The 22,123-nt window shown below is 68.9% G+C and carries 17 protein-coding genes; 11 read left to right on the top strand and 6 right to left on the bottom strand.

Annotated features, from left to right (window positions below; translation table 11 throughout):
• The first annotated feature begins 22 nt into the window (after positions 1-22).
• The 3 genes from WMF14_RS27215 to WMF14_RS27205 all read left to right on the top strand — a co-directional run bounded on the left by WMF14_RS27215 (position 23) and on the right by WMF14_RS27205 (position 3,876).
• The gene (locus tag WMF14_RS27215; RefSeq protein ID WP_437789980.1) at positions 23-1,411 is read left to right on the top strand and encodes an IS1380 family transposase; all 1,389 of its coding nucleotides are present in this window, start codon (positions 23-25) and stop codon (positions 1,409-1,411) included.
• 245 nt (positions 1,412-1,656) lie between these two features.
• Positions 1,657-2,853 (top strand): FecR domain-containing protein, encoded by a 1,197-nt coding sequence (locus tag WMF14_RS27210; protein WP_437790695.1) that lies wholly within the window; start codon positions 1,657-1,659, stop codon positions 2,851-2,853.
• A gap of 3 nt (positions 2,854-2,856) precedes the next feature.
• On the top strand, positions 2,857-3,876 hold the full coding sequence (locus WMF14_RS27205; protein ID WP_437790693.1) for a hypothetical protein: 1,020 nt from the start codon (positions 2,857-2,859) through the stop codon (positions 3,874-3,876).
• A gap of 28 nt (positions 3,877-3,904) precedes the next feature.
• On the opposite strand, the gene WMF14_RS27200 is transcribed toward WMF14_RS27205, so the two are convergent.
• The 5 genes from WMF14_RS27200 to WMF14_RS27180 all read right to left on the bottom strand — a co-directional run bounded on the left by WMF14_RS27200 (position 3,905) and on the right by WMF14_RS27180 (position 10,964).
• On the bottom strand, positions 3,905-5,266 hold the full coding sequence (locus tag WMF14_RS27200; RefSeq protein WP_437790691.1) for a pectate lyase family protein: 1,362 nt from the start codon (positions 5,264-5,266) through the stop codon (positions 3,905-3,907).
• Positions 5,267-5,538: 272 nt separating this feature from the next.
• Positions 5,539-6,489: an STAS domain-containing protein gene (locus WMF14_RS27195; protein ID WP_437790689.1), complete on the bottom strand. Its 951-nt coding sequence runs from the start codon at positions 6,487-6,489 to the stop codon at positions 5,539-5,541.
• A gap of 286 nt (positions 6,490-6,775) precedes the next feature.
• A complete protein-coding gene (locus WMF14_RS27190; RefSeq protein ID WP_437790687.1) occupies positions 6,776-8,338 on the bottom strand; it encodes a DUF1552 domain-containing protein in 1,563 nt (520 codons plus the stop codon).
• Between the two features lie 64 nt (positions 8,339-8,402).
• Positions 8,403-9,854: a DUF1592 domain-containing protein gene (locus tag WMF14_RS27185; RefSeq protein WP_437790685.1), complete on the bottom strand. Its 1,452-nt coding sequence runs from the start codon at positions 9,852-9,854 to the stop codon at positions 8,403-8,405.
• Positions 9,855-10,307: 453 nt separating this feature from the next.
• Positions 10,308-10,964 (bottom strand): RNA polymerase sigma factor, encoded by a 657-nt coding sequence (locus tag WMF14_RS27180; protein WP_437790684.1) that lies wholly within the window; start codon positions 10,962-10,964, stop codon positions 10,308-10,310.
• Positions 10,965-11,838: 874 nt separating this feature from the next.
• On the opposite strand from WMF14_RS27180, the gene WMF14_RS27175 reads away from it, so the two are divergent.
• Together WMF14_RS27175 and WMF14_RS27170 are read left to right on the top strand one after the other, a co-directional pair.
• Positions 11,839-12,834, top strand: coding sequence for a zinc-dependent alcohol dehydrogenase family protein (locus WMF14_RS27175; protein ID WP_272093799.1), 996 nt, complete (start codon positions 11,839-11,841; stop codon positions 12,832-12,834).
• A 231-nt stretch (positions 12,835-13,065) separates the two neighbouring features.
• Positions 13,066-13,851 (top strand): hypothetical protein, encoded by a 786-nt coding sequence (locus WMF14_RS27170; RefSeq protein ID WP_437790682.1) that lies wholly within the window; start codon positions 13,066-13,068, stop codon positions 13,849-13,851.
• A gap of 98 nt (positions 13,852-13,949) precedes the next feature.
• Here WMF14_RS27170 and WMF14_RS27165 read toward each other — a convergent pair whose 3' ends face one another.
• The gene (locus tag WMF14_RS27165) at positions 13,950-15,617 is read right to left on the bottom strand and encodes a hypothetical protein (protein ID WP_437790681.1); all 1,668 of its coding nucleotides are present in this window, start codon (positions 15,615-15,617) and stop codon (positions 13,950-13,952) included.
• Positions 15,618-16,118: 501 nt separating this feature from the next.
• On the opposite strand from WMF14_RS27165, the gene WMF14_RS27160 reads away from it, so the two are divergent.
• From WMF14_RS27160 to WMF14_RS27135, 6 genes are all read left to right on the top strand, one after another.
• A complete protein-coding gene (locus tag WMF14_RS27160) occupies positions 16,119-16,598 on the top strand; it encodes a hypothetical protein (protein ID WP_437790679.1) in 480 nt (159 codons plus the stop codon).
• On the top strand, positions 16,595-16,984 hold the full coding sequence (locus WMF14_RS27155) for a hypothetical protein (RefSeq protein WP_437790678.1): 390 nt from the start codon (positions 16,595-16,597) through the stop codon (positions 16,982-16,984). Before WMF14_RS27160 ends, WMF14_RS27155 begins: the two co-directional genes overlap by 4 nt.
• A gap of 619 nt (positions 16,985-17,603) precedes the next feature.
• Positions 17,604-18,803 carry an MFS transporter gene (locus WMF14_RS27150; RefSeq protein ID WP_272093793.1) on the top strand — a complete coding sequence of 400 codons (1,200 nt, stop codon included), beginning with the start codon at positions 17,604-17,606 and terminating at the stop codon, positions 18,801-18,803.
• 222 nt (positions 18,804-19,025) lie between these two features.
• Complete coding sequence (locus WMF14_RS27145) at positions 19,026-20,252, top strand: flavin-dependent oxidoreductase (RefSeq protein WP_272093792.1); 1,227 nt, start codon at positions 19,026-19,028, stop codon at positions 20,250-20,252.
• Complete coding sequence (locus WMF14_RS27140) at positions 20,249-20,695, top strand: DUF3237 family protein (RefSeq protein WP_437790676.1); 447 nt, start codon at positions 20,249-20,251, stop codon at positions 20,693-20,695. Before WMF14_RS27145 ends, WMF14_RS27140 begins: the two co-directional genes overlap by 4 nt.
• A gap of 435 nt (positions 20,696-21,130) precedes the next feature.
• A complete protein-coding gene (locus WMF14_RS27135) occupies positions 21,131-22,087 on the top strand; it encodes a hypothetical protein (protein ID WP_272093790.1) in 957 nt (318 codons plus the stop codon).
• Positions 22,088-22,123: the final 36 nt, after the last annotated feature.

Genomic DNA, 22,123 nt, shown 5'->3' with positions numbered 1-22,123 from the left:
GTGGCGACCCGTCCGGGTTGCTATGACCAAACGAAGGCACACGCCGAGCACCTCCAAGGTGCGCCGGCGCGAACTCGGGTTCAAGAGGAAAGGCGACGGGCGGCACCAGGAGCGAATCCGGCGGCCAAACCCTGCCATGATTCACATCGCGCCCACGGAGAAGAATCTGACGGGCATCGCAGGGCTTGCCCCATTCGGCGCCTTCATCCGGGAGCTTGGCGTCGACGCGGCCTTGAGCCGCAGGTTCTTCCGGCTGAAGTCGGGTCGCTCGGTTATCTACCCGATGGCCGCGCAGATGCGCCTGCTGATGGACGGCGCGCTCGCCGGCGAGGAGCGCGTCTTCGGCATCGAGGCGCTCGCCGTCGATCCGCTCTTCGTACGCCTCGCCGGCGGGGTCGTCCCGAGCATCGACACCGTCTACCGGGACCTGTGCCGCTTCGACGACGATGCGCTCGAGGCGCTGCACAGCATGGTCGTCGATCACGGGCTTGCCCTGGTTGCTCGCCGAAAGCACCGATTCGTGCATATCGACGTCGACACCACCGTGGAGCCGCTCTTCGGAATGCAGGAGGGGGCGCGGCCGGGCCCGAACCCGCGCTACCACGGCCGGCCGAGCTATCATCCGATCCTGGCGCGGATCGCCGAGGTTGACGCCATCGTCGGGGCCAAGCTGCGACCGGGCGACACGAGCTTCGGCGAAGCCGATGTGCCCTTCGTCGAGAAGTGCATTGATCGCGCGCGCGCCGCAGCTCCGAGTGCAGCCATCTACGTACGGATCGATGGCGCTGGGGATTGCAGCGCCTTGATGCACGCCGTTGCTGCGAAGGGATGCTTTTTCCTGACCAAGGCGCGGATGAGCCCCGATCTGGTGGGCAGGATCGCGTACGCCACCGGATGGCGGACCATCGACCGAGATGCCGACGGTCGTCCTCGACGGCAGGTGACCGAGGTGCTCTTCCGGCGCCGCGATTGGCCCGATGGGGTCCGCGTCATCGCCGTACGCACACGCGACCGGGAGAATGGCAAGCAGATCAACCTTTGGGAGGGGCTCGACTACACGGTGCAGGTCTTTTTGACCAACGAGCCGGTCGAAGCGCCGGAAGACGTCGCGGCGCGGTATGACCTGCGCGCGGGCATCGAGCCGCTCATTGGCGAGCTCAAGCACGGGTGGGGATGCGGTCGCGTGCCGAGCCACTGCTTCAACGCCAATCATGCCGCGCTGCTGCTGAAGCTGCTGACGGCCAACCTGATGCGCCGCTATGTGCTGGAGCACGTTCCGCACCTGGCGAGCTGGCGAACGCCGTGGCTGCGCCGCGCGCTGATCCTCGTTCCGGGAAGGTTGGCCCGGTCGGGTCGGGGCACGACCCTGCACGTGCCGACGTGCTCGCAGCTCGCCCGCTGGCTCAATTGAAAATGAAACCAGCCGAAATGATCGTGGGGGGTAAGGGGGGCGTGCGCCTTCGTGACGCTCTGGGCGTCAGCCAATTGTAGTTTAAACCGCACGCGCTTGGCCGAGCGCCGCTCGCACGGCGCCTTCGGCTCGCTCGTGCCCCCCTGGGCGCGAAATCCACGCTGAGCGAGCCGGAGCGCCGCGAGGCGCGCGCCGCCTTCCTGCGCCGCGTCGACGAGGAGCAGGCCCGCGCGAGCAAGGCGCGGGTGGTCGTTCGCTGGGTGGCTCCGCTCGCCTTCGCCGCGAGCGTGCTGATGGCCGTCTTCTTCTTCTGGCGAACGGAGCGAGGTCTCGATTACGTCGTCGAGGGCGCCGTGAACGAGAGCGGTTATGTGCGTGCGCCCGTCGATCACCCGGCCGCCATCACCTTCTCCGATCAGACGCGGATCCGGGCCGCGGCAGGGGCGCGGCTTCGCATCGACGAGATCAAGAACGAGCGCGGCGCCCGCATCTCGGTCGAGCGCGGCCGGGTCGAAGCCGAGGTCACGCACACCGGGCACAGCGATTGGCGCTTCGTGGCGGGTCCCTTCGTGGTCCGCGTGGTGGGCACGCGCTTCGAGCTGCTCTGGGACGCCGATCGCGAGCGGCTCGAGGTGATCCTGCGCGAGGGCGCTGTCGAGGTGGAGGGCTACTCCGGCTCTGGGGTCGTGAGCGTGCGCGCGGGGCAGCGCTTCGTGGGGGACGCTCAGGCGAGGACCCTGCACGTCAGCGACACGACGGCGCAAGGCCCCGACACGGCGGCGCAAGGTCCCGACACGGCGGCGCAAGCCGCCGACACGGCGGCGCAAGGTCCCGACACGGCGGCGCAAGGCTCCGGGCCCGCGCCTCCTGCAGCGCAGGGACAGCACGCCGAGGTCGCGGCGCCGCCGCCGGAGTCCGCTGCTCCCCCGGCGCCGAGCGCCGCTGAAACCCCGGCGCCCCTCGTCGCCCCGCCGAGCGCCAGACCGCCCTGGAGCAAGCTCGTTTCCCAGGGCGAGTTCCGGCGCGTCGTCCAGGAGGCCGAGGCGCGGGGCACGCAGAGCTGCCTCACCTCCTGTGATGCCGCCGATCTGAACGCCCTGGCCGACGCCGCCCGCTACGTGGGGCAGAACGAGCTCGCCGAGCAGGCCCTGCTCGCCCTGCGCGCGCGCTACGCATCGACCGCGGGGAGCCGCGCAGCCTTCTTGCTCGGGCGCCTTCACGAGAGCCGCGGCGCCGCCGCGCGCGCCAGGACCTGGTACGAGACGGCGCTTCGCGAGGCGCCGGGCGGCGCCTTTGCCGCCGAAGCGCTCGCGGGAAAGATGCGCACGGTCCAGAGCCTCGAAGGACCGGCCGCCGCGCGCGCGGTGGCGCAAGAATACCTGCGCCTCTATCCGAGCGGGGTCCACGCCAAGACGGCTCGACAGCTCGCCGCTCAGCCCTGATCGATGGTCCGGCGGGCACGAACGCTCCTCGTCCTGCTCCTGCTGCTCGTCTGCCCTCGAGCGGCGTGGGCGCAGCGCGTGCTCGTCGTCCGACCGGATCCGCGCGATTCCACGCTCTTCGAGGCCTTCGGACGGCTCTCTGCCGAGCTGGAGCTGCAGTCCTTCGAGGTCATCGTGCTCGGGAGCGCTGCGCGCTCGCCCGGAGCCGAGGAGCTCGAGCAAAAGGCGCAGGAGAGCGATGCCTTCGCGGCTGTCGCGCTTCGGCGCGACGGAAGCGGCACGGCCGCCGAGGTGTGCATCGTGGACCGCGTGACCGGCAAGACGACCACACGCAAGCTCCTCATCGATCCCTCCAGCGATGGCCCGATGCTCCTCGCCGTGCGCGCCGTCGATCTCCTGCGCGCGAGCCTCCTCGAGCTTGGCTCGGGCCAGGCGCCCGCTCGGGATGTGCTCGGCGTCGAGGCCCAGCCGCCCGCCCCCGAGGTGCTCCGCTTCTCCCGGGAGCCGCCCCGCTTTCACGTGCGCACGGGAGGGCTCGTCCTCTTCACCCCTTCGGTGGGCGGCGGCGTCGGCGCGCAGATCGGGGCGCACACCCGCCTCGACGAGCGCTTCCGTCTCGGCCTGCTCCTGGGAGGTCCCCTCTTTGGCGCCGAGTTCCGTGCAGCAGGCGGCGCCGCCCGGGTGCGCCAGGAGCTCGCGCTCCTCCGGGCCAGCTGGAACCTCGGGCAAGCAGCCGGCGATCTCCACTGGGAGTGGGGGCCGCTCCTCGGGATCGGCGCCTACCACCTCCAGGCCACCGGTGATGTCGAGCCGCCGCTCGTGGGGCGCAGCGAGGAATTCTTCAGCTTCGCCGCGGACGCGGGGCTCGGCGTCCAGTACTTCTTTCATCCGAGCGTGAGCCTCGGCCTCGAGCTCACCTGTCTCACGCTCCTGCCGCGTCCCGTCATCGCCGTCGAGGAGGAGCGCTCCGCTCCGCTCATCGCGCAAGCCCTGGGCACGCTCAGCCTGGGGGTTTCGTTCTGAGGACGCGTGGCGCGCCGCCCTCGAGGCGTCACGGGACGAGGGAGTTGATGTACTCCTCGAGGTTCGTCCAGCCGTCGCCGTTGCGGTCGCCATTGCGATCCTCCGGGTCGCCGGGGTCGAGCGCCGCGGAGACCTCCCACGCATCCGGCATCCCGTCCTGATCCGTGTCCCTGGGCGCAGAGCCCCCCGGGATGTCTCCAACGGCGTTGGGGAGGCCGAGGCTCTTCTCGTCGCTGATCGTGGCGCCGTCGGTCCCGAGGGACGCGAGCTCTTCCATCACGAAATCGTCGACCGGATCGCGCCAGAGAGACGCCCCGGCGTGATTCATCACGTGGTCGAAGGCGTCCTCTGCGCTCATCGCGGGCACGTCGGGGACCTCCACGCTCGGCGCCGCCTCCCAGGTCACCGAGCCGAAGTCCCCTTGGCCGAGCAGGCGGCCGTTCAGGACACCGTCCTTGTTGCTGTCGTACCAGTTGTCGACGGCATAGAGGTGGTACTCGGGCGTGGGGCTGTCCAGGGTACCGCCCTTCGTCTCCGGGCCGGTGATCAGGTAGTTTCCGACCATCGCCCCGTCCGAGCGTCCGCTCGTGTCGCCCAGGATGTAGCCCGAGGCGACCCAGTTGTAGACGACGTTGTTGACGAACTGCAGCGTCCCGCGGGCCTTGGGATTGCGGGAGTTGTTGTCGATGTACAAGGACCGGATGATCGACGTGGCGCTCGTGTTGACGATGCCGCCCGTGCTGTGGGTCTGGAGCCCCTGAGCGACGATCGCGTCTTGCAGCGTGATGTTGTAGAGCTCCGCCCCGCTCTCCCGGTTCAGATCGAAGGTGCCGTCGCGCCCCCAGCTCAGGGAGCAATGGTCCCAGATCACATCGTGACCGTTGGCCATGGTGACGGTGTCCTTGCCGGACTCGCCGATCTTGCCCATGCGAAACCGCACGTAGCGAACGATCGTGTTCGAGGCGCCCGAGAACGATGTGCCGTTCCCGTAAATGGTGATGCCGCCGCCAGGCGCGGTTTGCCCGGCGATCGTCTGATTGTTCTTGAACACAAGGCGGGAGTCGATCTTGATGACGCCGCCGACGTCGAAGACCACGGTGCGATGCGGCTGGCTGATGGCGTCCCGCAGGGAGCCGGGTCCCGAATCGTTCAGGTTGGTGACATGGTAGACGTCACCGCCGCGGGCGCCGGTGGCCATCCGACCGAATCCCTGGGCACCAGGGAACGCCCCGAACTCGACGGCGCCTGACCCGCCCGTCCCAGCGCCGCCGCCCACACCCGGGCTCGGCGCACCGCCGGCCCCTCCAGGTCCCGTCGTCACCCCGGAGGAGGCGTCGCTGCCCGACGCCTCGCTGCCCGGCGTCGCTCCGCCCGCGCCAACAGGATCCATCGAGGGAGCTCCGCCGCTCCCGGAGCCGTCGTGCGGCGTCTCGGAACACGCCCACGCGGCTGCGCCCAGAGCAAAAAGTGCCAGCCGAGAAAGGCTCGCCCGGCCTGGCAGGCCTCGCGCCCAGGTCTTCATGCCCCCGGAGTTGATCGAGCTCCCGCTCACCTTTCAGAAATCGTCACCCGCGGCGCAGGATGGCGTGCTGCGTCGCACGCGATATCGCCAAGGCCCACGCAGTGTTGCCAGTGGGCTCAGCCGACGCGGGCGCGTCGACCTCAACGCGGCTGGCTCAACGCAAACGCGATGCCGCTCTGGAGCGAGCCCATCGTGACGATGCTGCCCAGATCGACGCCGAGCGCCACGAGGATCTGCGCGACCTCGGGGCGAATGCCGGTGAGGACCATCTGCGCGCCGAGCAGACGCACGGCCTTCGCCGTCCGGATGAGCGCGTCGGCGACGTGGGAGTCCACGTTCGATACGCCCGTGATGTCGAGGATCACCACCCTGGACTGCTCGGCGCTGACGCCCTGGAGCAGCCGCTCGAGGACCGCCGCGGCGCGGCTCGAGTCCACCGCGCCGATGAGCGGCATGATGACGGCCCGATCGCTGATGCGGAGCAGGGGGGTCGACAGCTCGCGGAGCGTGGCGGCCTGGACCCGGATCATCTCGTCCTTCAGGCGGACGCGCTCCTCCTCGGCGCGCTTGCGCTCGGTGAGGTCCGCCGTCACGGTCGCCAGCGCCATGGGCTCCCCGGTCTCCGGGTCCCTGATCAGGAAGGAGTTGTAAAGGACCGGAATCGCAGCCCCGGTCTTGAAGTGCCTGAACCTGAACTCCCCGACCCAGCGGCCGTGCTCCATCGTCGCGGGCATGATGTGCTGCTCGATGTAGGGGAGGTCGTCGGGGAAGAAGAAGCTGCCGATCGTCACCCGCGGCAGCTCGCTCGCTTCGAGGCCGACGAGCTCCCGCCCTGCCTCGTTGAGGTACTGGGCGACCCCTTCCATCGAGGCGATGCCGATGAAATCCGAGCTGTTCTCCGTCACGGCGGCGAGCCGCTTCTGCTCCGCCTCGATCTCGAGGAGCTGCGCCTCGCGCTCGTGCAGCGCCCGGATCTCCCGCCTGTGCTCGGCCAGCTCCCGCTCGCGCTGGGCCAGCTCCTGCTCCAGGCGGACGACGCGCTCCCGCAGCGCCGAGGCGTCGCTCGGATCGAGTCGGCCATCCATGCTCATGGCGCTCCCCTCATGCCAGCTTGTTCACACACGCTCGCCCCTGCGCGGCGCCCAGCACCACAAAACGTGTTCCTGCGAACCGCCGTGTGTCCGAGGCGTGGTGAACTTATAGGCGAGAGGAAGGCCTACGATCTACTGGAAAGCCAGGTTGGATGGATTTGATGCAGTCGTGGCTTGCTCACGTTGGGGCCCAGCCATCAACATTGCAGATTTTCCACGCGGCGGCCGGGCGCTGCCGGCACGGTGCGCGCATGACCGTCCGCGCGGGTCACCGTGAGTCACCGCGCTACCGCAGGATCTCCTCGAGGAGCGCGTTCTTCGCGCCGCGGCGATCCTCGCCGAACGACGTGACGCCCAGGCCGTAGTACTGGTTCATGATGGTGAACCACAGATCGCGGAGCTGGCGATCGTTGCCGAGGGCGTCGTAGGCGACGTGCGCGTCGTTCAAGAAGACGCCGTCTCCGCCGAGGAGCACGATGGGCAGGTCGTACCCGTCGTGGTCGTGCGAGCGCATCTCGCTCATGTGCACCATGACGCAGTGATCGAGCACCGTGCCGTCGCCCTCGGGGATCGCGTCGAGCCGCTGCGCGAGCTGCGCGCTCTTCTGGTTGAGCCAGCAGTTGATCGCCGCGTAGTCGAGGTTGCTCTGCGTGACGATCTTGTACTGGCCGTTCTGGGTCGCGCGGTCCAGGTTGCCGGCGGCGTGCTGGGAGGAGTGGTAGTGCAGGCTGGCCTCTCTCCTGTACGCGAGTCCCACCTTGGCGCGGACGTCCTCCGGGATGCACCGGTACTCGAACTCGGAGCGCATGTCGTCGTGCATGTGGGTGATCACGCGCGTCACGTCGCATTGAATGGCCATGACGATGAGGTCGATCATGACCTTCGCGTGATCTTCGTGCTTGTACGGGCCGGCTCCCGTGTTGTCGTTCTCGTTGAGCCCCTCCGCCTGGCCCGGCGGCTCGGGGACCACGCCGGGCTGGCTGATCGGGCTGCAGCCAAGGCCCATCGAGGGGTTCATCGTCGACTGGACGCGGGTCGCGTTCTTCTCGATCTCGCGCAGCGAGTCCAGGTATTGCTGGACGATCTTGCGATCGTCGGAGCCGACCCGGTTCATGAGCGAGTTCGCGTCCGCGAGCACGCCGTCGATGACGCTCTTCTCGGTCGCCGCGCGGCGCTCCGCCTCGATCCTCGCCTGCTCGTCGGTCTGCCCTGGCACGGACCCCGCCGCGCCCGCGCCGACGAGCGCGTCGAACACCGCCTTCGGGTTGACCGAGCGCTTCAGCGGCTCGCTCGGGCTCTTCCAGGAGAGAACCTGATTGTAGGCGTAGCTGCGCTGGTCGAAGAAGCCGGGCTTGACGCCGAGCCCCGTCTGCAGCGACGGGATGCGGGTTGCCTGCTCCGGGCCTGCCTTCTGGACGATGAGCTGGTCGACCGAGACGCCGTTCCCCACCCACTCGCCGAGGTCCCGGCGCGCCTCCCTCCCCAGCTGATCGGCGTCCACGCAGGTCGAGAGCGCCGCGCCGAGGCGCGAGTGCGAAGGCTCGATGTAGGGGTGCTGCTCCGTGCTCCACGTGTAGTTGCCGAGGCGGCTGATCATGAGCATCTTCGACTTCACCGGCGCGAAGTGCTCGAGCACCCTCGGCAGCTTGAAGTCGGCGCCCTTCAGCGTCTTTCCGAACGCCGGGGCCGTCTCCCACCAGTGATGGGGCGCCCCGTTCGGAAAGGTGCAGAGCACGAACCGCTTCGGGGTGCCGGGCTCACCGCCGCGCGCGCTGCGCGGCGCGAGGCTCTCGAGAAACGGCAGCGCCAGGCAGACGCCCGCGCCGCGCAACAAGTTTCTGCGTGTCATCAAGCGTTTCATGTGCGCATCGCTCCTTCGTGCCTCGTCGTGTGCAGAAACAACGCGTGCGGCCTCACCGCGCCTTGTCCTTCGCTCGAAGGCGGAACGCATCGCTGGTCACCACCTGCTTCGCCAGATCCGCGATCGTGCCGCCGGCCCAATGCCCGGCGATCTCCTTGATCCTCGTCCTGTCCCCGGCGCTCGGGCGCCGGCGCAGGGCATAGCTGAAGAGCTGCTCGGAGGGGCACGTCCCCGAGCGGGCGGCCTCCACGAGCGCCGGCACGAGCCCGGAGATGTCCTCGAACGCCGCGCCCTCGTACACCCCCGTCGCGTCGATCGGGTCGCCGTTCGGGTACTGGGTCCTGTAGGCGCCGATCGGGTCGAAGTTCTCCAGGCTCAGCCCGATCGGGTCGAGCACGTCGTGGCAGCCCGCGCAGTCGGGCGACGCGCGGTGCTTCTCGAGCTCCTTGCGCACGTTGGTGACACCGCCCGTGTCCCCGCTCGCGGCGCCGAGCTCCGGGATATCCACGTTGGCGGGCGGCGCCATGGGCGCGCAGAAGAGCTGCTCCAGGATCGTCTTCGCGCGGGACGTGGGAGAGGTCCGGTCGGCGCGGGACGACAGCGTCAGGAACGCTGGGAGCGTGAGGAACCCCTCGCGCAGGCCCTCGGGGTCGTTCGCATAGAGCGGCTCGATCAGCCGGCTCTCCGGGTGGGGCGCCGTGAGGAACTCGGACCACGGTCGCCCGCCGGTCGTGAATTCGGCGAAGTACTCGTTGACCTGGTCGAGCATCGCGCCCTTCATCTCATCGTTCCAGCTCGGGAACTGGCTCGTGTCGGCGTTGTGGCTGGGGAGCGTGCGCGTGCCGAGCCACTGCCCGAAGAAGTTCTGGAAGAAGGCGGCGCTCTTCGGGTCGTCCAGCATGCGGTCCACCTGCTGCTCGAGCTCGCCCGCGGTGGCCAGCTCATCGCTCTCCGCCGCGTCGAAGAGCTCCTCGTCCGGGAGCGAGCTCCAGAGCAGGTACGAGAGGCGCGACGCGACCTCGTAGCCGTTGAGGGCGCCCGGCGATCTCGCCGAGTCGGGGCCCAGCTCGATCCGGAGGATGAAATGCGGCGACGTGAGCACCGTCCGGACGACGTGCTGCACCGCCTCGACGGGGGACATCTCGAGGGTGGTCCGCGCGTCGTCGTACTGCGCCGCGTACCGGTCGACCTCCGCCGCCTCGAGCGGGCGCCGGAACGCGCGCAGCCCGAAGCGCTGGATGATCTCGCGTGCGCACCGGTCGTCCGTGCTCTCTGCCGGGTCGCACACGAGGATCTTGGCGCGCTGCTCCTCGTGCGAGAACGCGTCCTCGGCGAGCGTCCTGGCGGCGTCGTAGTACCCCTGGACCAGGACCTGCGAGAGGTTCGAGAGCGCGTTGACGTTTGCGTCGAAGCCCTTCGCGCCGAAGGCCGGGAATCCGTCCGCGGGCCGCAGGCCCGTTCCCAGGAGGTGGGCGACGGTGGAGTTGTACTCCGACGCTGTCATGTGGTGCAGAGGCATCCTGTCTACAGCGATGGCGGCACCCTGGTCCGGGGTCTGCCCCGGACTCTGCTCGGAAGAGTCATCACCCCCGAGGGTGCCAGTGCACGAGATGCTCAGGAGGCATCCCCCGGCAGCGATCCAGGGACTCGCGAACACTCGGTCCAGTCTGAATGTCATCGTCGGCTCCCGCGTGTGGAATCGGCAGTTTCGTCTTGTGACCGGAGCGCGCTGTTTTCGTGATCAAATCGACCGGGTGCGGGCATAAACGCGAAGATCGCGGCGGGTCGTATGAATCCAGGGTCGGCGGCAAGCGGCATCGGCCAAGCGCCTGCTCGACCTGCGCGCTCGGCGCGAGCGCGCCCTCCACGGCCGCGCGCATCGACCGCCTGTCCTCGTCGGTCGGCTCGTCCGCGTCGCGAAGGGGCGCTCAAGAGCGCCCGCTCGCCGGTCCCCAGCTCATCCATGGCGGCCTCCTCGGATCTTGGCGTGGTGGCGGTGCACCGCGTCGGAAAATGCCTGTCGAGCGGCCCTCAGCCGCGCATACACGGTGTTGACGTTGACCCCGATCCCCTGCGCGATCTCCGACGCCGGAAGCTCTTCCAGCTCGGCGAGGAGGAGCACGACGCGCTTCTCCTCGTCGAGCGACGCCAGGAGATCGTGCACCACGCGCGCGGCCTCCGCCCTCTTCATGGCCTCGTAGGGGCTGAGGTCGCTCGGCCCCGCGAGCTGCTCGGGATCCACGATCTCTCCTGTCCCGCGGTGGGCCGGGCACTGGCGGCGCTGCGCTCTCCGGTGGGCCTGTACGACGTTGACCACGATCCCGAAGACCCACGTCTTCAGCGACGAGCGGCCCCGGAACTCCGGGAGCCGCCGGTGCACGACGGCGAACACCTCCTGGCATACGTCCTCGTGCGCGGAGGCGTCCGCGACGAGGCGGCGCACGGTCCGCCAGACCAAGGGGAAGATCTCCTCGTACACCTCTGCGAAGTCGAGCGGCGCGGCCTGTACGCCGGCCGCGGAGACCGCGTCGGCGGGCGGAGGCGTCGACGGAGCGATCGCCGCGCGGGCGGTCACGGGCTGCACCTTGCCGCCGGTAGCATCGGAGCTCGCCAAGATACCCTACCACACGCGGGGGCCCGCCAGCCGCAAGCATGCCAATGCGCCGCGACGAGATCGACGCGGCAGCCGTCGCAGGTGGCGAGGGAGGCGTCGATGTACGCGAACGGATCCGTCTTTCGGCCGCCGCCGTAGAAATCCATTCTGTGCGAGCCTCCCGGATACCAGAACCTAGCCATGCACCGAAGAGTGCCGCCTTCACCTTGCGAGGCTCGCTCGTCCGAATCTACTGCTCCGAGCTCGCCCTTCGAGAGGGGTTGCAATCCGCATGGAACATCTCCCCCGTTCCTGGCTCAACCTCTCGAGAGCGCGGCATGGACGGCCCTCTCGGGCGGGCCGGGTTTCAACAGGACAGCGCCGCGCGTCAGGGGCGGGGAGAGGGAGACATTGATGATAAAGCGATGCTATTCAACAGATGAACCGCCGCTGTAATCGCTGCTGCACAAAGGATGATACCGGCCAGGACTGCGATTCCAGTCGCGGGCCATTGATTGAGCTCACCGTGACTCGCATCCGCGACGACCGAGCGAATCCATGGCGATGTCGTTCGGGACATGAAGGTCTCGGTGCGCATACCGACCCCTTCAGCGGGGAAGCAAAAGGATACCCGCTGGGGCCGATTGTGAACGCTCACATGCGCAGTGTCAACTCCTATCGGCGGGACCGCGGAGCTCCTCGATCCTGGGGAGGACACGGCTGGCGGGGCTCCTCCGGAGCGCCGTGTCAAGAGCAGCGGGCGGCGGACGTCAGGGCACAGGATAGCGTCGCTTCCCGTCGAGCAGGCTGGGCTCGGCGATCTTCTGGGCTCACACACGGGACGGGGGGGGCGCTGGCTGCAATACACTCGGCTCGGAAACCTCGGCTCGGAGCCATGCGCGCCCTCGTCCTGAGAGCCCCGAAGAGTCCGCTCGTGCTGGAGGATCGGCCCGCTCCGCGGCCTGGTCCCGGTGAGGTGCTGCTCCGCGTGCGCGCCTGCGCCGTGTGCCGCACCGATCTGCACGTGGTCGACGGCGAGCTGCCGGACGCCAGGCTGCCGCTCGTGCCGGGGCACCAGATCGTGGGCGAGGTCCTCGAGGAGGTGCCCGCGGCGGGCGAAGGGCCGCGGTTCGCGCTGGGCGCGCGCGTGGGTGTGCCCTGGCTCGGCTGGACCTGCGGCGTGTGCGCGCATTGCCGCGCAGGGCGGGAGAACCTCTGCGACCGGGCGCGCTTCACCGGGTACCAGATCGACGGCGGGTATGCGGAGCTCGCGGTCGCGGACGCGCGCTTCTGCTTCCCGATCCCCGACGGCTTCCCCGACCTCTCGGCCGCGCCGCTGCTCTGCGCCGGGCTCATCGGGTACAGGACGCTGCGTCTGGCGGGGGACGCCGGGCGGATTGGCATCTACGGGTTTGGCGCCGCCGCGCACCTCGTGGCGCAGGTGGCCCGCTTCGAGGGTCGGCGCGTCTTCGGGTTCGTCCGGCCGGGCGACGACGCGGCGCGCGCGTTCGCGCTGTCGATGGGGGCCGAGTGGGCAGGCTCTTCCTTCGATGCGCCGCCCGAGGAGCTCGACGCGGCGCTGATCTTCGCCCCGGCCGGCGAGCTCGTGCCGGCCGCGCTGCGCGCCGTACGCAAGGGCGGCGCCGTGGTCTGCGGGGGAATCCACATGAGCGACATCCCCTCGTTCCCTTATTCGCTCCTGTGGGGCGAGCGGGTGCTGCGGTCGGTGGCGAACCTGACGCGCAGGGACGGCGAGGAGTTCCTCGCGCTCGCGCCGCGGGTGCCCGTGCGGACGGAGGTCAACGTCTACCCGCTGCTGGCGGCCAACGAGGCGCTCGACGATCTGCGGAACGGTCGCTTTTCGGGGGCAGCGGTGCTCGTGCCGCCGTGAAACCAGCTCCCCGAGCGCCGCGCCGATCAGCCGTAGGAGGTGTGCTGTCTGGGACGTGTCGGCGATGCGCTCGCGACGCGTGACTCAGGCGCAGCCTGGTATTCGTTCCAACTTTGTCCGGATACGTAGTTAGTCCAACAAGTCAATTCCACGGAGGCGCCCAAGGACCTAAGCTGGCCAGGGGGGGTGTTGCTCATGATGGTTCGAAGCGTCCTGGTTCTGTGTCCTGCCATGATGACGTCGCTGGCCGCTTGCGTGGGCGTGCAGGAGGGGGAAGAAGGGGAAGAAGACGATGTCGGCGTTGTCGAGCAGGCCGCTTTCGTCGAGAACGCGCTGACGTCGAACGCGCTGACGTCGAACGCGCTGACGTCGAACGCGCTGACGTCGAACGCGCTGACATCGAACGCGCTGACGTCGAACGCGCTGACGTCGAACGCGCTGACGTCAAGCGCGCTCCGGGATCCGCTCGCGCGCCAGCTGCTCAAGTACGTCGTGAGCTGCGCCCTGCCGAGCGGCGCGCGCTTCGATATCAACATCGATGGCGTCGTCTATGCATTCGATGGTGAGCTCGGTCTCCACAAGAGATGGGGCGACAAGGACGGCTCCTGCGACAACGCGTGCAAGGCCTGGGTGTCCGCATGCGTCCTGTCCAGGATCAATCACCTCGGGATCGCGACCCCGATCTCGATGCGAGGGAACAGGTGCGAGCTGTCCTCCGACTCCACGGAGCGGACGGCGTACTCGAACCGCGAAGGGGCATACTATGGCAACATCTTCGCGAGCCCGCCGAACTACTACGCCTGCGTATCGCCCGAGAAGACCTCGATAGAGCGTGTGTGCGGGGCATCGCTGGACGACTGCGCTCTCAGGGTCGTCGGCAGTTGCCGCGACGCGTGCGACAAACCGCAAAGCGATGGAAGCTACCCGAACTGCCGCGATCGCGCCCGCGATTCGTACGGCAAGTTCCCGAGCGGCACGATCTCCTACGCCGGCTCGGTCACCATCTTCTTGAAGTAGAGGACGCGACGGCGGGCGCAGGGCGCCCCAGCGGCGCTCAACCCGTCCCCGCCCGCGCGACGAGCACCGCCTCGGGGCCGGGCGGCTCGGCGAGACCGTCATGGATCCAACGAGGAGATGTCCTCGTCGAACGCCGCCTCGGCCTCGCCGAGCGCGACGTCTTCGACGTCGCTCGGGAGCAGCGCGGGTACCTGGACGTGGCGGGTAGGCACGGGCGCCGCAGGGAGGTTGAGCCTCAGCGACTGTTTCATCTCTGTGAGCGTCCTCAGGAACATCGTGAATAGCTCTTTCATGAGGACCTGGTATACCGGCGCGCGCGCCGCGCTCGTATACCCGACGGCCAGCGATGCTCCATGGTATAAAAACGGCGCAGGCGCCGTGACCTCGTAGCCCGGGCTGTCAGCGAGCACCATCCTCAGATCTTTCAGCGGGCATGATCGCACCACGAGGTTATGCCCCGGGGGGATGCGATCCTTGATGGAGGCCCATGTCGTGCACGCTTGCGTCAACCACTGGCCTTGGTCGGAGGCCTGCCTGAGTTTGTCGCCAATATAGTTCGCGCCCGCGAGCAATCGTCCATATTCGATGCCGCCGCCGAGGTCGCCGAAGAGGTCCGCCATGGTGAGCTCGCCGTCGACGACCTCCTGGAGCTGGATCAGGGTGACGGGGATCATGGCGCGCGCGTGCCGCGGCTCCGCGACGAAGAGGATCGCGGCCATGGAACACAGGAATTCCATCATGGAGAGCTTGACGTCGATCTTCTTGGCGTGGTTCGAGAGCCACCATTTCTCGCTGAACTGCAGCGCGCTGGTGCTCTGGTCGAGCCTGACCCCGCGCAGGAACCGCGCCTTCACGCCCTCAAGCGGCACGACCTGTCGTTGCACGTCCAGCGACGGCATCTCTCCCTCCACGAGGCCGATGAGCACGCGAGCTATTATTTGCTGGTCTTGCGGAGAAAAGCGCGCGAGCCCTTGCCAGATCTCGTTGTATGACAGGTCGAGCACGCGCACCTGCCAGCGGGCATCCGTGGCGCCGACGCAGGGCGTGACGATGCGCGTGGTGCCCTTGCCCGAGGAGTCCTTCTGGTTGATGGCCAGCACGGAGCAGAACGGCCAGTTCAGGATGGTCGCGTGGTGCATCGTGCGGTCTGGGTGCTGCGCGTGCACCGCGTTCACGGCCTTTCGGACCTCGATCAGCTCCTCCGTGGCGCCGAGCAGACCGCTCTTGCCGACGTCGATGACGTGGCATCGTTTTACTTGCAGCAGCGGGGTCTCTCCCCTGTGCGCGAGGCGCGTGAACTTCTTGACGAGGCGAATCTCCCAGGGCTTCGTGTCGGCCTCCTCGATCCAGGGCATCGAAAAGAGGTTCCTCTTGTGGACGTGGAGGACGTCCTTGACGTGGAGGATCTGTGAATTGAGCATCTGGCAGCAGACGAACTTCATCTGGGGCGAGCTCCGGAAGGCTTCGTAGAGCTCGTGCCAGTGCTTGGCCTCCTTCAACGCGAGGAGCATCGCGAGGAGGTCATTGGGGGACGATGCGCCCAGGGTAGAGCCGAACAGATTGGTGACCATCTCTTGAAGCGCCGCCGGCGGCGGAGCGCCGATGATCCTCATCATGCCGTGGATGTATTCGGATCGGAGCAGGGGTTCGAAGTCCTCGTCGTCCTCGTCGGGTGGCTCGACGAGCCGAGGCGATTGGAGGTGGCCACCCGCGTACTGGAACGTCCAGATGGGGAACCGGCCGACGGCCTGCAGTTGCTCGATCACGGCGAGGTCGCATCCATGGGCGCCCAGGTGGTTCTTTTCCTTGCCGATCTTTGCGCGCTTGCAGCAGAACCACCGATTGCATTTCGCGCATTGCGCGACGGCAGGGTTCGTGCACGGCCGGCTGCTGGCGCCTAGCACGAAGGCGCATCTTCCGCAGGGGTGCGCGGCCTCGTCGCGGTGGTCGCCGCAGACGAAGGTCTTGCAGGTAGTGCATTTGAGGGGGGTGCGCTCGCGGCATGTCAAAACCGAGCATTGTCCCCTGTTGACGCAATCGTGCGATGCGGTGCTTTTGTGGCGTCGACATAGGGGCTCGTGGCAGCGATCGCAGGAGAGCGCCGTGAGCGCTTCGCAATGGACGCACTGCTTCACGTCGTCCGGTGCGTGTGCGTTCGCGTGGTCGCCGGCGTGGGGCGCGCAATGAATCTGGCCGCAGAGGCGGCACGAGCTCGTCGCCGTCGTGGGACAGCGCGGCTGTGCGCAGTGCGGGGAATCGATGTGATTATGATGATTGATGCAAAGGAAGTGGCTGCACTTGGGGCATGGAGCCGCGGCGGTACCGTGGCAGACAATACAAGTCTGGCCACACGCGCCGCTGTTTTGGTGCCGGAGCAGGTGATGGCTGCAATAGCTTTTCCCGCAAGAGCAGCGGGCTCCTGGCTTTTCGCAGGCGCCGCACGAGGTGTGATTGTATTTGTTGTGCGGGATGGAGCATTCGTGGCACAGGACCATGGCGCACGCAGCGCATTTCTGCACGACCACGCTGTCCCGACTGCAGGTGCCGCAGATCTTTTTGCAATTGTGGTTGTGAAGGTGCGCCAGCGCCGTGCAAAAGTGCTTCTTGCAGCCGTCGCACTTCTTGACGGTGAAGGTGGTGCCGCAGTCGGGGAATTGACATTTGGGCATGACGGCCTCGTCCTTGTGCCGCGAATGGGCTACGGCTCCGCGAGCGGGATGCCTGGCCCGACGATCGCGGCCTCGTGAAAATCCAGCTCGGTCGCCTCCGCGAGGACGTGATCGATACGCGCTTCGGGCGGCACGCGCGGATCGGCGAGGAGCGCGCGCAGGCGCGGGTGCTCGTGAAAGCGGGGGTGGATGAGGACGCGCATGGCGGCCAGCCATACAACCGACCGGTGGTCGGAGAGGCCGAAGGCGAGGCCGATCTCCATGGACTCGCGGCAATGCTCGAACAACGCGTCGTCGCCGAGGTCCGCCACGAGGTCCCGGAGCTCGGCGCGCAGGTAGTCGCGCGCGAGGTCGCACTGCGCCCGGCGCTGCCGCTCGGCCAGCGCGCTCTTTTGCTCACGACGGATGATCATACCGTTCCGCAACGCATCATGGTCAGGAGAAGGCGTCAATCGGCGGGGTAGGGGCCATCTCGCGGCGTGCACCGCCGATGTCCTTGGTGATGGTCATGACGGGGATTGCGCGCGGCGCGCAACGGTCACCTGAGGCCCGCAGGCTGCGTGGGCGACCCCTTCGATTCCCGCAGGACCTCACGCTCACGCGCGACCACGGGACAGGCGACAGCGCGCTGGTCGAAGAGGCGGCCGGTTCGTCGCGAGCGCGCGCTCCACGGGTTCGTCCGCGATCACGGCGAGCGCCCGGTGAAGGAGCGTCGCGACGCGCTGCACCTTCGCCACGTGGCCGATCGACCGGTCCACCGCGCTCCTCGAGAGCGAAGCCGCGGCCCGCCTGGAGCCCCGCGGCGAGCGCGGCCTCCCACCCGCGGGGCTGCTCGCCGCGCAGGTCGCGGAGCAACGGCCGTCGGCGGCCTCTGTTGCATGACAGCGTCTCGCCCCCAGGCATAGGCGGGTATGCCTATGCCTCGATCCAGAGGGCTCGGGTACGAAGTCGTTGCAGTCACCTGCATCGTGCGATGCGAGGACGGACGGCGAACTCGGACCAGAACGCTCAATCACCGCATCTGTTCGGCTGCGGCCAGCTGCAACCATCCCGGGCAACGGGAAGGAAACGGGAGGTTTCCCCATGGGCGCATCGCCCCCTCACGCGCCGCGCGGCGCCGTCACGCTGTCGCTGTGCTTCTTGATCGCGCTGCTGGAAGGGTTCGACATCCAGGCCATCGGCGTGGCCGCCCCCCTGCTGATCCCCGCCTTGGGCCTGACGCCCGGGCAGGCGGGCGTCGTGTTCGGGGCCGGCATGGTCGGGCTGGTCTGCGGCGCGCTGGCCGGCGGCTGGATGGCGGACCGCATGGGCCGCAAGCCGCTGCTGATGATGGCCGTCGGCGTGTTCGGCCTGTTCACGCTGGCCACCGTCGTGGCGGGTGGACCGCTGTCGCTCGGCGTCTACCGGCTCCTGGCCGGGGCAGGCCTGGGGGCGGCGATGCCCACCCTGGTGGCCGTCGCCCTGGAGATCGCCCCGCCCGATCGGCGGACCCGCACCACCACCTTGATGTTCAGCGGCATGCCGGCCGGCGGCGCGCTGGCGGCGCTGTTCGCGGCCGGCTTCCTGGCACGGTTCGGCTGGCACAGCATCTTCCTGGCCGGCGGCGTGCTGCCGCTGCTGCTGCTGCCCGCCATCGCGCTTCTGATGCCCGACAGCCGCACGGCAGCGGCCGGCGGCGCCCAGCAGCAGGGCGGGGGGCAGGCGCTGTTCGGCCATGGCCGGCTGCTGGTCACGCTGCTGGCCTGGTTCACCTTCGGCCTGACGCTGCTCGTGCTGTATCTGCTGCTCAACTGGCTGCCATCGCTGGTGGCGGCCAAGGGCCTGGGCGGAAAGGGGGGTGCTGGCGCCGCCTTCGCGTTCAATGCCGGCAGCGTCGTCGGCTGCTGGGTCATCGGATTGCTGGTGGACCGGTTCGGGCCGCGCGTTCCCATCATCGCGGCCTATCCCGCCCTGGCCCTGGCGCTGTTCGGGCTGGCGGGGGCCAACAGCCTGCTTCCGGTGCTGGCGCTGGCCGGCCTGGCGGGCTTCTTCTTGCTGGGCGCGCAATATTCGCTCTATGGCGTCATCCCGCTCTATTACCCGGCGCGGGCGCGCGGGCTGGCCACCGGCGCCTCCATCGCCGCCGGCCGGCTGGGCTCCATCGGCGGGCCGCTGGTGGCGGGCCACCTGCTGGGCCAGGGCTGGGGCCCCGCCGGCGTGGCCATGGCCATGGTGCCGGTGGTGCTGTCGGCCGGGGTGGCCGCGGCGGTGATGACCATTCGCGGACGCTACGCAGGTGATTGAGGGAATGGCGGGGGCGATCGGCGCCCGGCCGCGCGCCGGGCGTCCTCCGGGCGGCGGGGCCTTCGGCCTGCGCGGTCCCGAGGGGCGCCGCCCGCCGGATCGTTCGAGAGGACTGGCTGCTGCTGGCGCTGGCGCTGGCGGTGCTGTTCGTCGCGCGCTTCGCCCGCGCGGAGGCAGCTTCAACGAGGGGCGGCGTCGAGCCGCATGTCTGCGGGAGGACTCATGCAGGTAATCGTCGCGGGCGCCGGGATCGGCGGCCTGGCCGCAGCTCTGGCGTTACACGCCGGGGGCCATGAGGTGACGGTGTTCGAGGCCGTGCCTACCATCCTGCCGCTCGGGGTCGGCATCAACCTCCTGCCGCACGCCGGCGAGGTGCTGGACGAGCTGGGCCTGGTCGAGGCCTTGATGGCCCACGGGGTGGCGACCCGCGAGCTTGTCTATTTCAACCGCTTCGGCCAGCGCATCTGGGGCGAGCCGCGCGGCCGCTTCGCCGGTCACGCCGCGCCGCAGATCTCCCTGCACCGCGGCGCTCTGCAGGGCGTGCTGTTCGACGCCGCCGTCGAGCGGCTGGGCCCCGACCGGGTGATCTGCGACCGGCGCCTCCTGGACCACGACGAGGGCGAGGGCCGCATCGCTGCGCGCTTCCTCAACCGCGAGGGCGTGGCCTGCAAGGTGTCCGCCGATCTCCTGATCTGCGCCGACGGCATCCATTCGGCGGCGCGCGCGGGCCTCTATCCGGACGAGGGGCCGCCGGTCTACGGCGGTCGCATCCTGTGGCGGGCGACCAGCGTGGCGGCGCCCTTCCTCACCGGCGCCAGCATGATCATGGCCGGACATCAGGACCAGAAGTTCGTCGCTTATCCCATCTCCCCACCGGGGCCGGACGGCCGCCAGACGATCAACTGGATCGCCGAGCTCACCGTCGCCGAGAGCCTGCGACGGGAGGACTGGAACCGGCGGGGCGATCCTGCCGACTTCCTGCCCAGGTTCGAGGCCTGGCGCTTCGACTGGCTGGATGTGCCCGGCCTGATCCGGGGCGCCGAGGCGATCTACGAGTTCCCGCTGGTCGACCGCGATCCGCTGCCGCGCTGGAGCCATGGGCGCATGACGCTGCTGGGGGACGCCGCCCATCCCATGTACCCGATCGGCTCGAACGGGGCGAGTCAGGCCATCCTGGACGCCCGCGCGCTGGTCCGCGCGCTCGCCGCCCACGCCGATCCGGTGGAAGCGCTGGCCGCGTACGAGGCCGAGCGCCTGCCCGCAACCGCCGCCATCGTCGCGGCCAATCGCGGCAACGGTCCGGAGCAGTGCATGCAGATGGCCCAGGACCGCGCGCCCGATGGATTCGACCGTATCGAGGACGTCTTCGCCCCCGGCGAGCTGGAGGCCATCGCCGCCCGCTACAAGGTGCTGACCGGCCTGAAGCGCGCCTCGGAGCCCCGCGCGTGAGCCCTCCCCTCGTCCCCCTGATGACGCTCGAGGTGGCTGTGGCCCCGCCGGTCACCGTCAATCCGAGCTCGCCCGGCCGGCGCTTCATCCCGATCGTCGGCGGCACGGTGGCCGGCGGCCTCGAGGGGCGGGTGCTGCCGGGCGGCGACTGGCAGACGATCTGGGCCGACGGGCGGATGGACATCTCCGCCCATTACATCCTCGACATCGCCGGCCATGGGACGGTGGAGATCGTCTCCGAGGGCGTCCGCGCCGGGCCGCCGGAGGTGCTGGCGGCGCTCGGGCGCGGCGAGGCGGTGGACCCCGGGCTCTACTACTTCCGCACCGCCATCCGTATGCGCACCTCGGCGCCAGGGCTTCTGCGGCTGAACGCCGTGCTGGCCCTGTCCGTTGGCGAGCGGCTGGCCGACCGGGTGCGGCTGACGGTGTACGAGATCGGCTAGGGGGCGCGAGCGTGGCCGAGATCGTCGAGATCTCGGATGGCCTGACACGGAGAACGCATGAGCAAACAGACGAGAGCGGCGACACGCCGGGGCGATGTCGGCGCAGGGTTCTTGGCCGTCATCCTCGGCATCACTTCCTTCCATCGCTCGGCACGGGCACAACCGCCGCCCGATGCGCCGCCGGCGCCCACGGGCGAAAGTCCGACGAGCGCGGCCCCCGCGACCGAACCCGCGGGCCCTCCCGCAGACGCGAGCGCGGCGCCAGCGCCGTCTGCGGAAGCCCACGCCGGCGCGCCGGCGCCGCAGAGCGCTGCCGGGTCCGGTGCAGCTTCGACGGCACCGCCGGCGGACAAGGAGCCATGGAAGAAGCCGGTCAGCGTCGCGGCCTGGGCCCGCGTCGGAGGTCGCTTACAGAACCCCGGCGCGCGCGAGAAGATGGACCGGCTGCTCGGGGACGGAGAGCTGGATCTGTCGTTTTCAGGCGAAATCAACCGATTCATCGGCCTGCAGGGCGCGATCGTCGCTCAGTTCGGGCCGACCCCGACCGGGGGCAACATCACGGGCAGCGTGACCATCCGTGACGTCATCGCCAAGTTCCAGTTCCATGATCTGCTGAACGTCTGGATCGGTCGCATGATCGTGCCGTCGGATCGCTCCGCCTTCTCCGGGCCGTGGTCGATGGGGCCGTGGAACTATCCCGGATTCTTCGAGCCCTATGCGCCGCCGATCGGGCCGAGGCAGGGGCCTTTCGGGCGCAACGATGGGGTAACCGCCTGGGGCAAGGCGGCAGGCGGCCTGTTCAAGTACTACGTGGGGGCCTTCAACCTGCATGACTCTTCGGTGAGCCCGCTCTACACGGCGAGGCTCAACTTGAGCTTGCTCGACCCGGAGCCGGCCTATTACCAGAAAGCCACGTACCTCGGCGAGAAGAGCATCCTCGCGCTGGGCGTGGCGGGTGAGGTGCAGAAGGAAGGTTCGGTCGAGCCGCTGCCGCCCCCTGCGGCGGGCGAGCCCCCAGGCACCCCGCGCAAGGACACCTATGGCGAGGTCAACGCCGACCTCCTGTTCGAGAAGAACCTCGGGACGGCGGGCACCATCACGCTCGAGGGCGCATTTTACAAGTACTTCGGCGACTTCGAGAGGTTCGACCATTCTTATTTTGCGCTCGCGAGCTACCTCACGCCGAGCAACATCGGCGTCGGGAAGCTGCAGCCTCTGGTCCGATTGCAACAAGCGAAGCCGAAGAACGCCGACTCCTATCTGCTCATCGATGCCCAGCTGGGCTACATCATCGAGGGGCACGCAGCGCGTGTCGCGCTCGGCTATCAAAGAAGCGATCTGTCGGGGGCGAAGGGGAACGCCCTGTTCCTGGGCGTCCAGCTGCAGAAGTGATCCCCGGGACGGTGGGGTTCCGCGCCCACGATCCGC

It is taken from the genome of Sorangium sp. So ce693 (assembly GCF_051521375.1).
Taxonomy (GTDB): domain Bacteria; phylum Myxococcota_A; class Polyangia; order Polyangiales; family Polyangiaceae; genus Sorangium; species Sorangium atrum.
Note: the sequence above shows the minus strand (reverse complement) of the source record. Positions and strands in the feature narration are given on the sequence as shown.

Bases quoted from the DNA above. Each gene is read 5' to 3' on its own strand.
- WMF14_RS27145 (WP_272093792.1), top strand. From the start codon at position 19,026: ATGCAGGTAATCGTCGCGGGCGCCGGGATCGGCGGCCTGGCCGCAGCT.
- WMF14_RS27185 (WP_437790685.1), bottom strand. From the start codon at position 9,854: ATGACAGCGTCGGAGTACAACTCCACCGTCGCCCACCTCCTGGGAACG.
- WMF14_RS27190 (WP_437790687.1), bottom strand. From the start codon at position 8,338: ATGACACGCAGAAACTTGTTGCGCGGCGCGGGCGTCTGCCTGGCGCTG.
- WMF14_RS27175 (WP_272093799.1), top strand. From the start codon at position 11,839: ATGCGCGCCCTCGTCCTGAGAGCCCCGAAGAGTCCGCTCGTGCTGGAG.
- WMF14_RS27200 (WP_437790691.1), bottom strand. From the start codon at position 5,266: ATGGATCCTGTTGGCGCGGGCGGAGCGACGCCGGGCAGCGAGGCGTCG.
- WMF14_RS27160 (WP_437790679.1), top strand. From the start codon at position 16,119: ATGATGATTGATGCAAAGGAAGTGGCTGCACTTGGGGCATGGAGCCGC.
- WMF14_RS27170 (WP_437790682.1), top strand. From the start codon at position 13,066: ATGATGACGTCGCTGGCCGCTTGCGTGGGCGTGCAGGAGGGGGAAGAA.
- WMF14_RS27215 (WP_437789980.1), top strand. From the start codon at position 23: ATGACCAAACGAAGGCACACGCCGAGCACCTCCAAGGTGCGCCGGCGC.
- WMF14_RS27135 (WP_272093790.1), top strand. From the start codon at position 21,131: ATGGACCGGCTGCTCGGGGACGGAGAGCTGGATCTGTCGTTTTCAGGC.
- WMF14_RS27150 (WP_272093793.1), top strand. From the start codon at position 17,604: ATGGGCGCATCGCCCCCTCACGCGCCGCGCGGCGCCGTCACGCTGTCG.
- WMF14_RS27205 (WP_437790693.1), top strand. From the start codon at position 2,857: ATGGTCCGGCGGGCACGAACGCTCCTCGTCCTGCTCCTGCTGCTCGTC.
- WMF14_RS27195 (WP_437790689.1), bottom strand. From the start codon at position 6,489: ATGAGCATGGATGGCCGACTCGATCCGAGCGACGCCTCGGCGCTGCGG.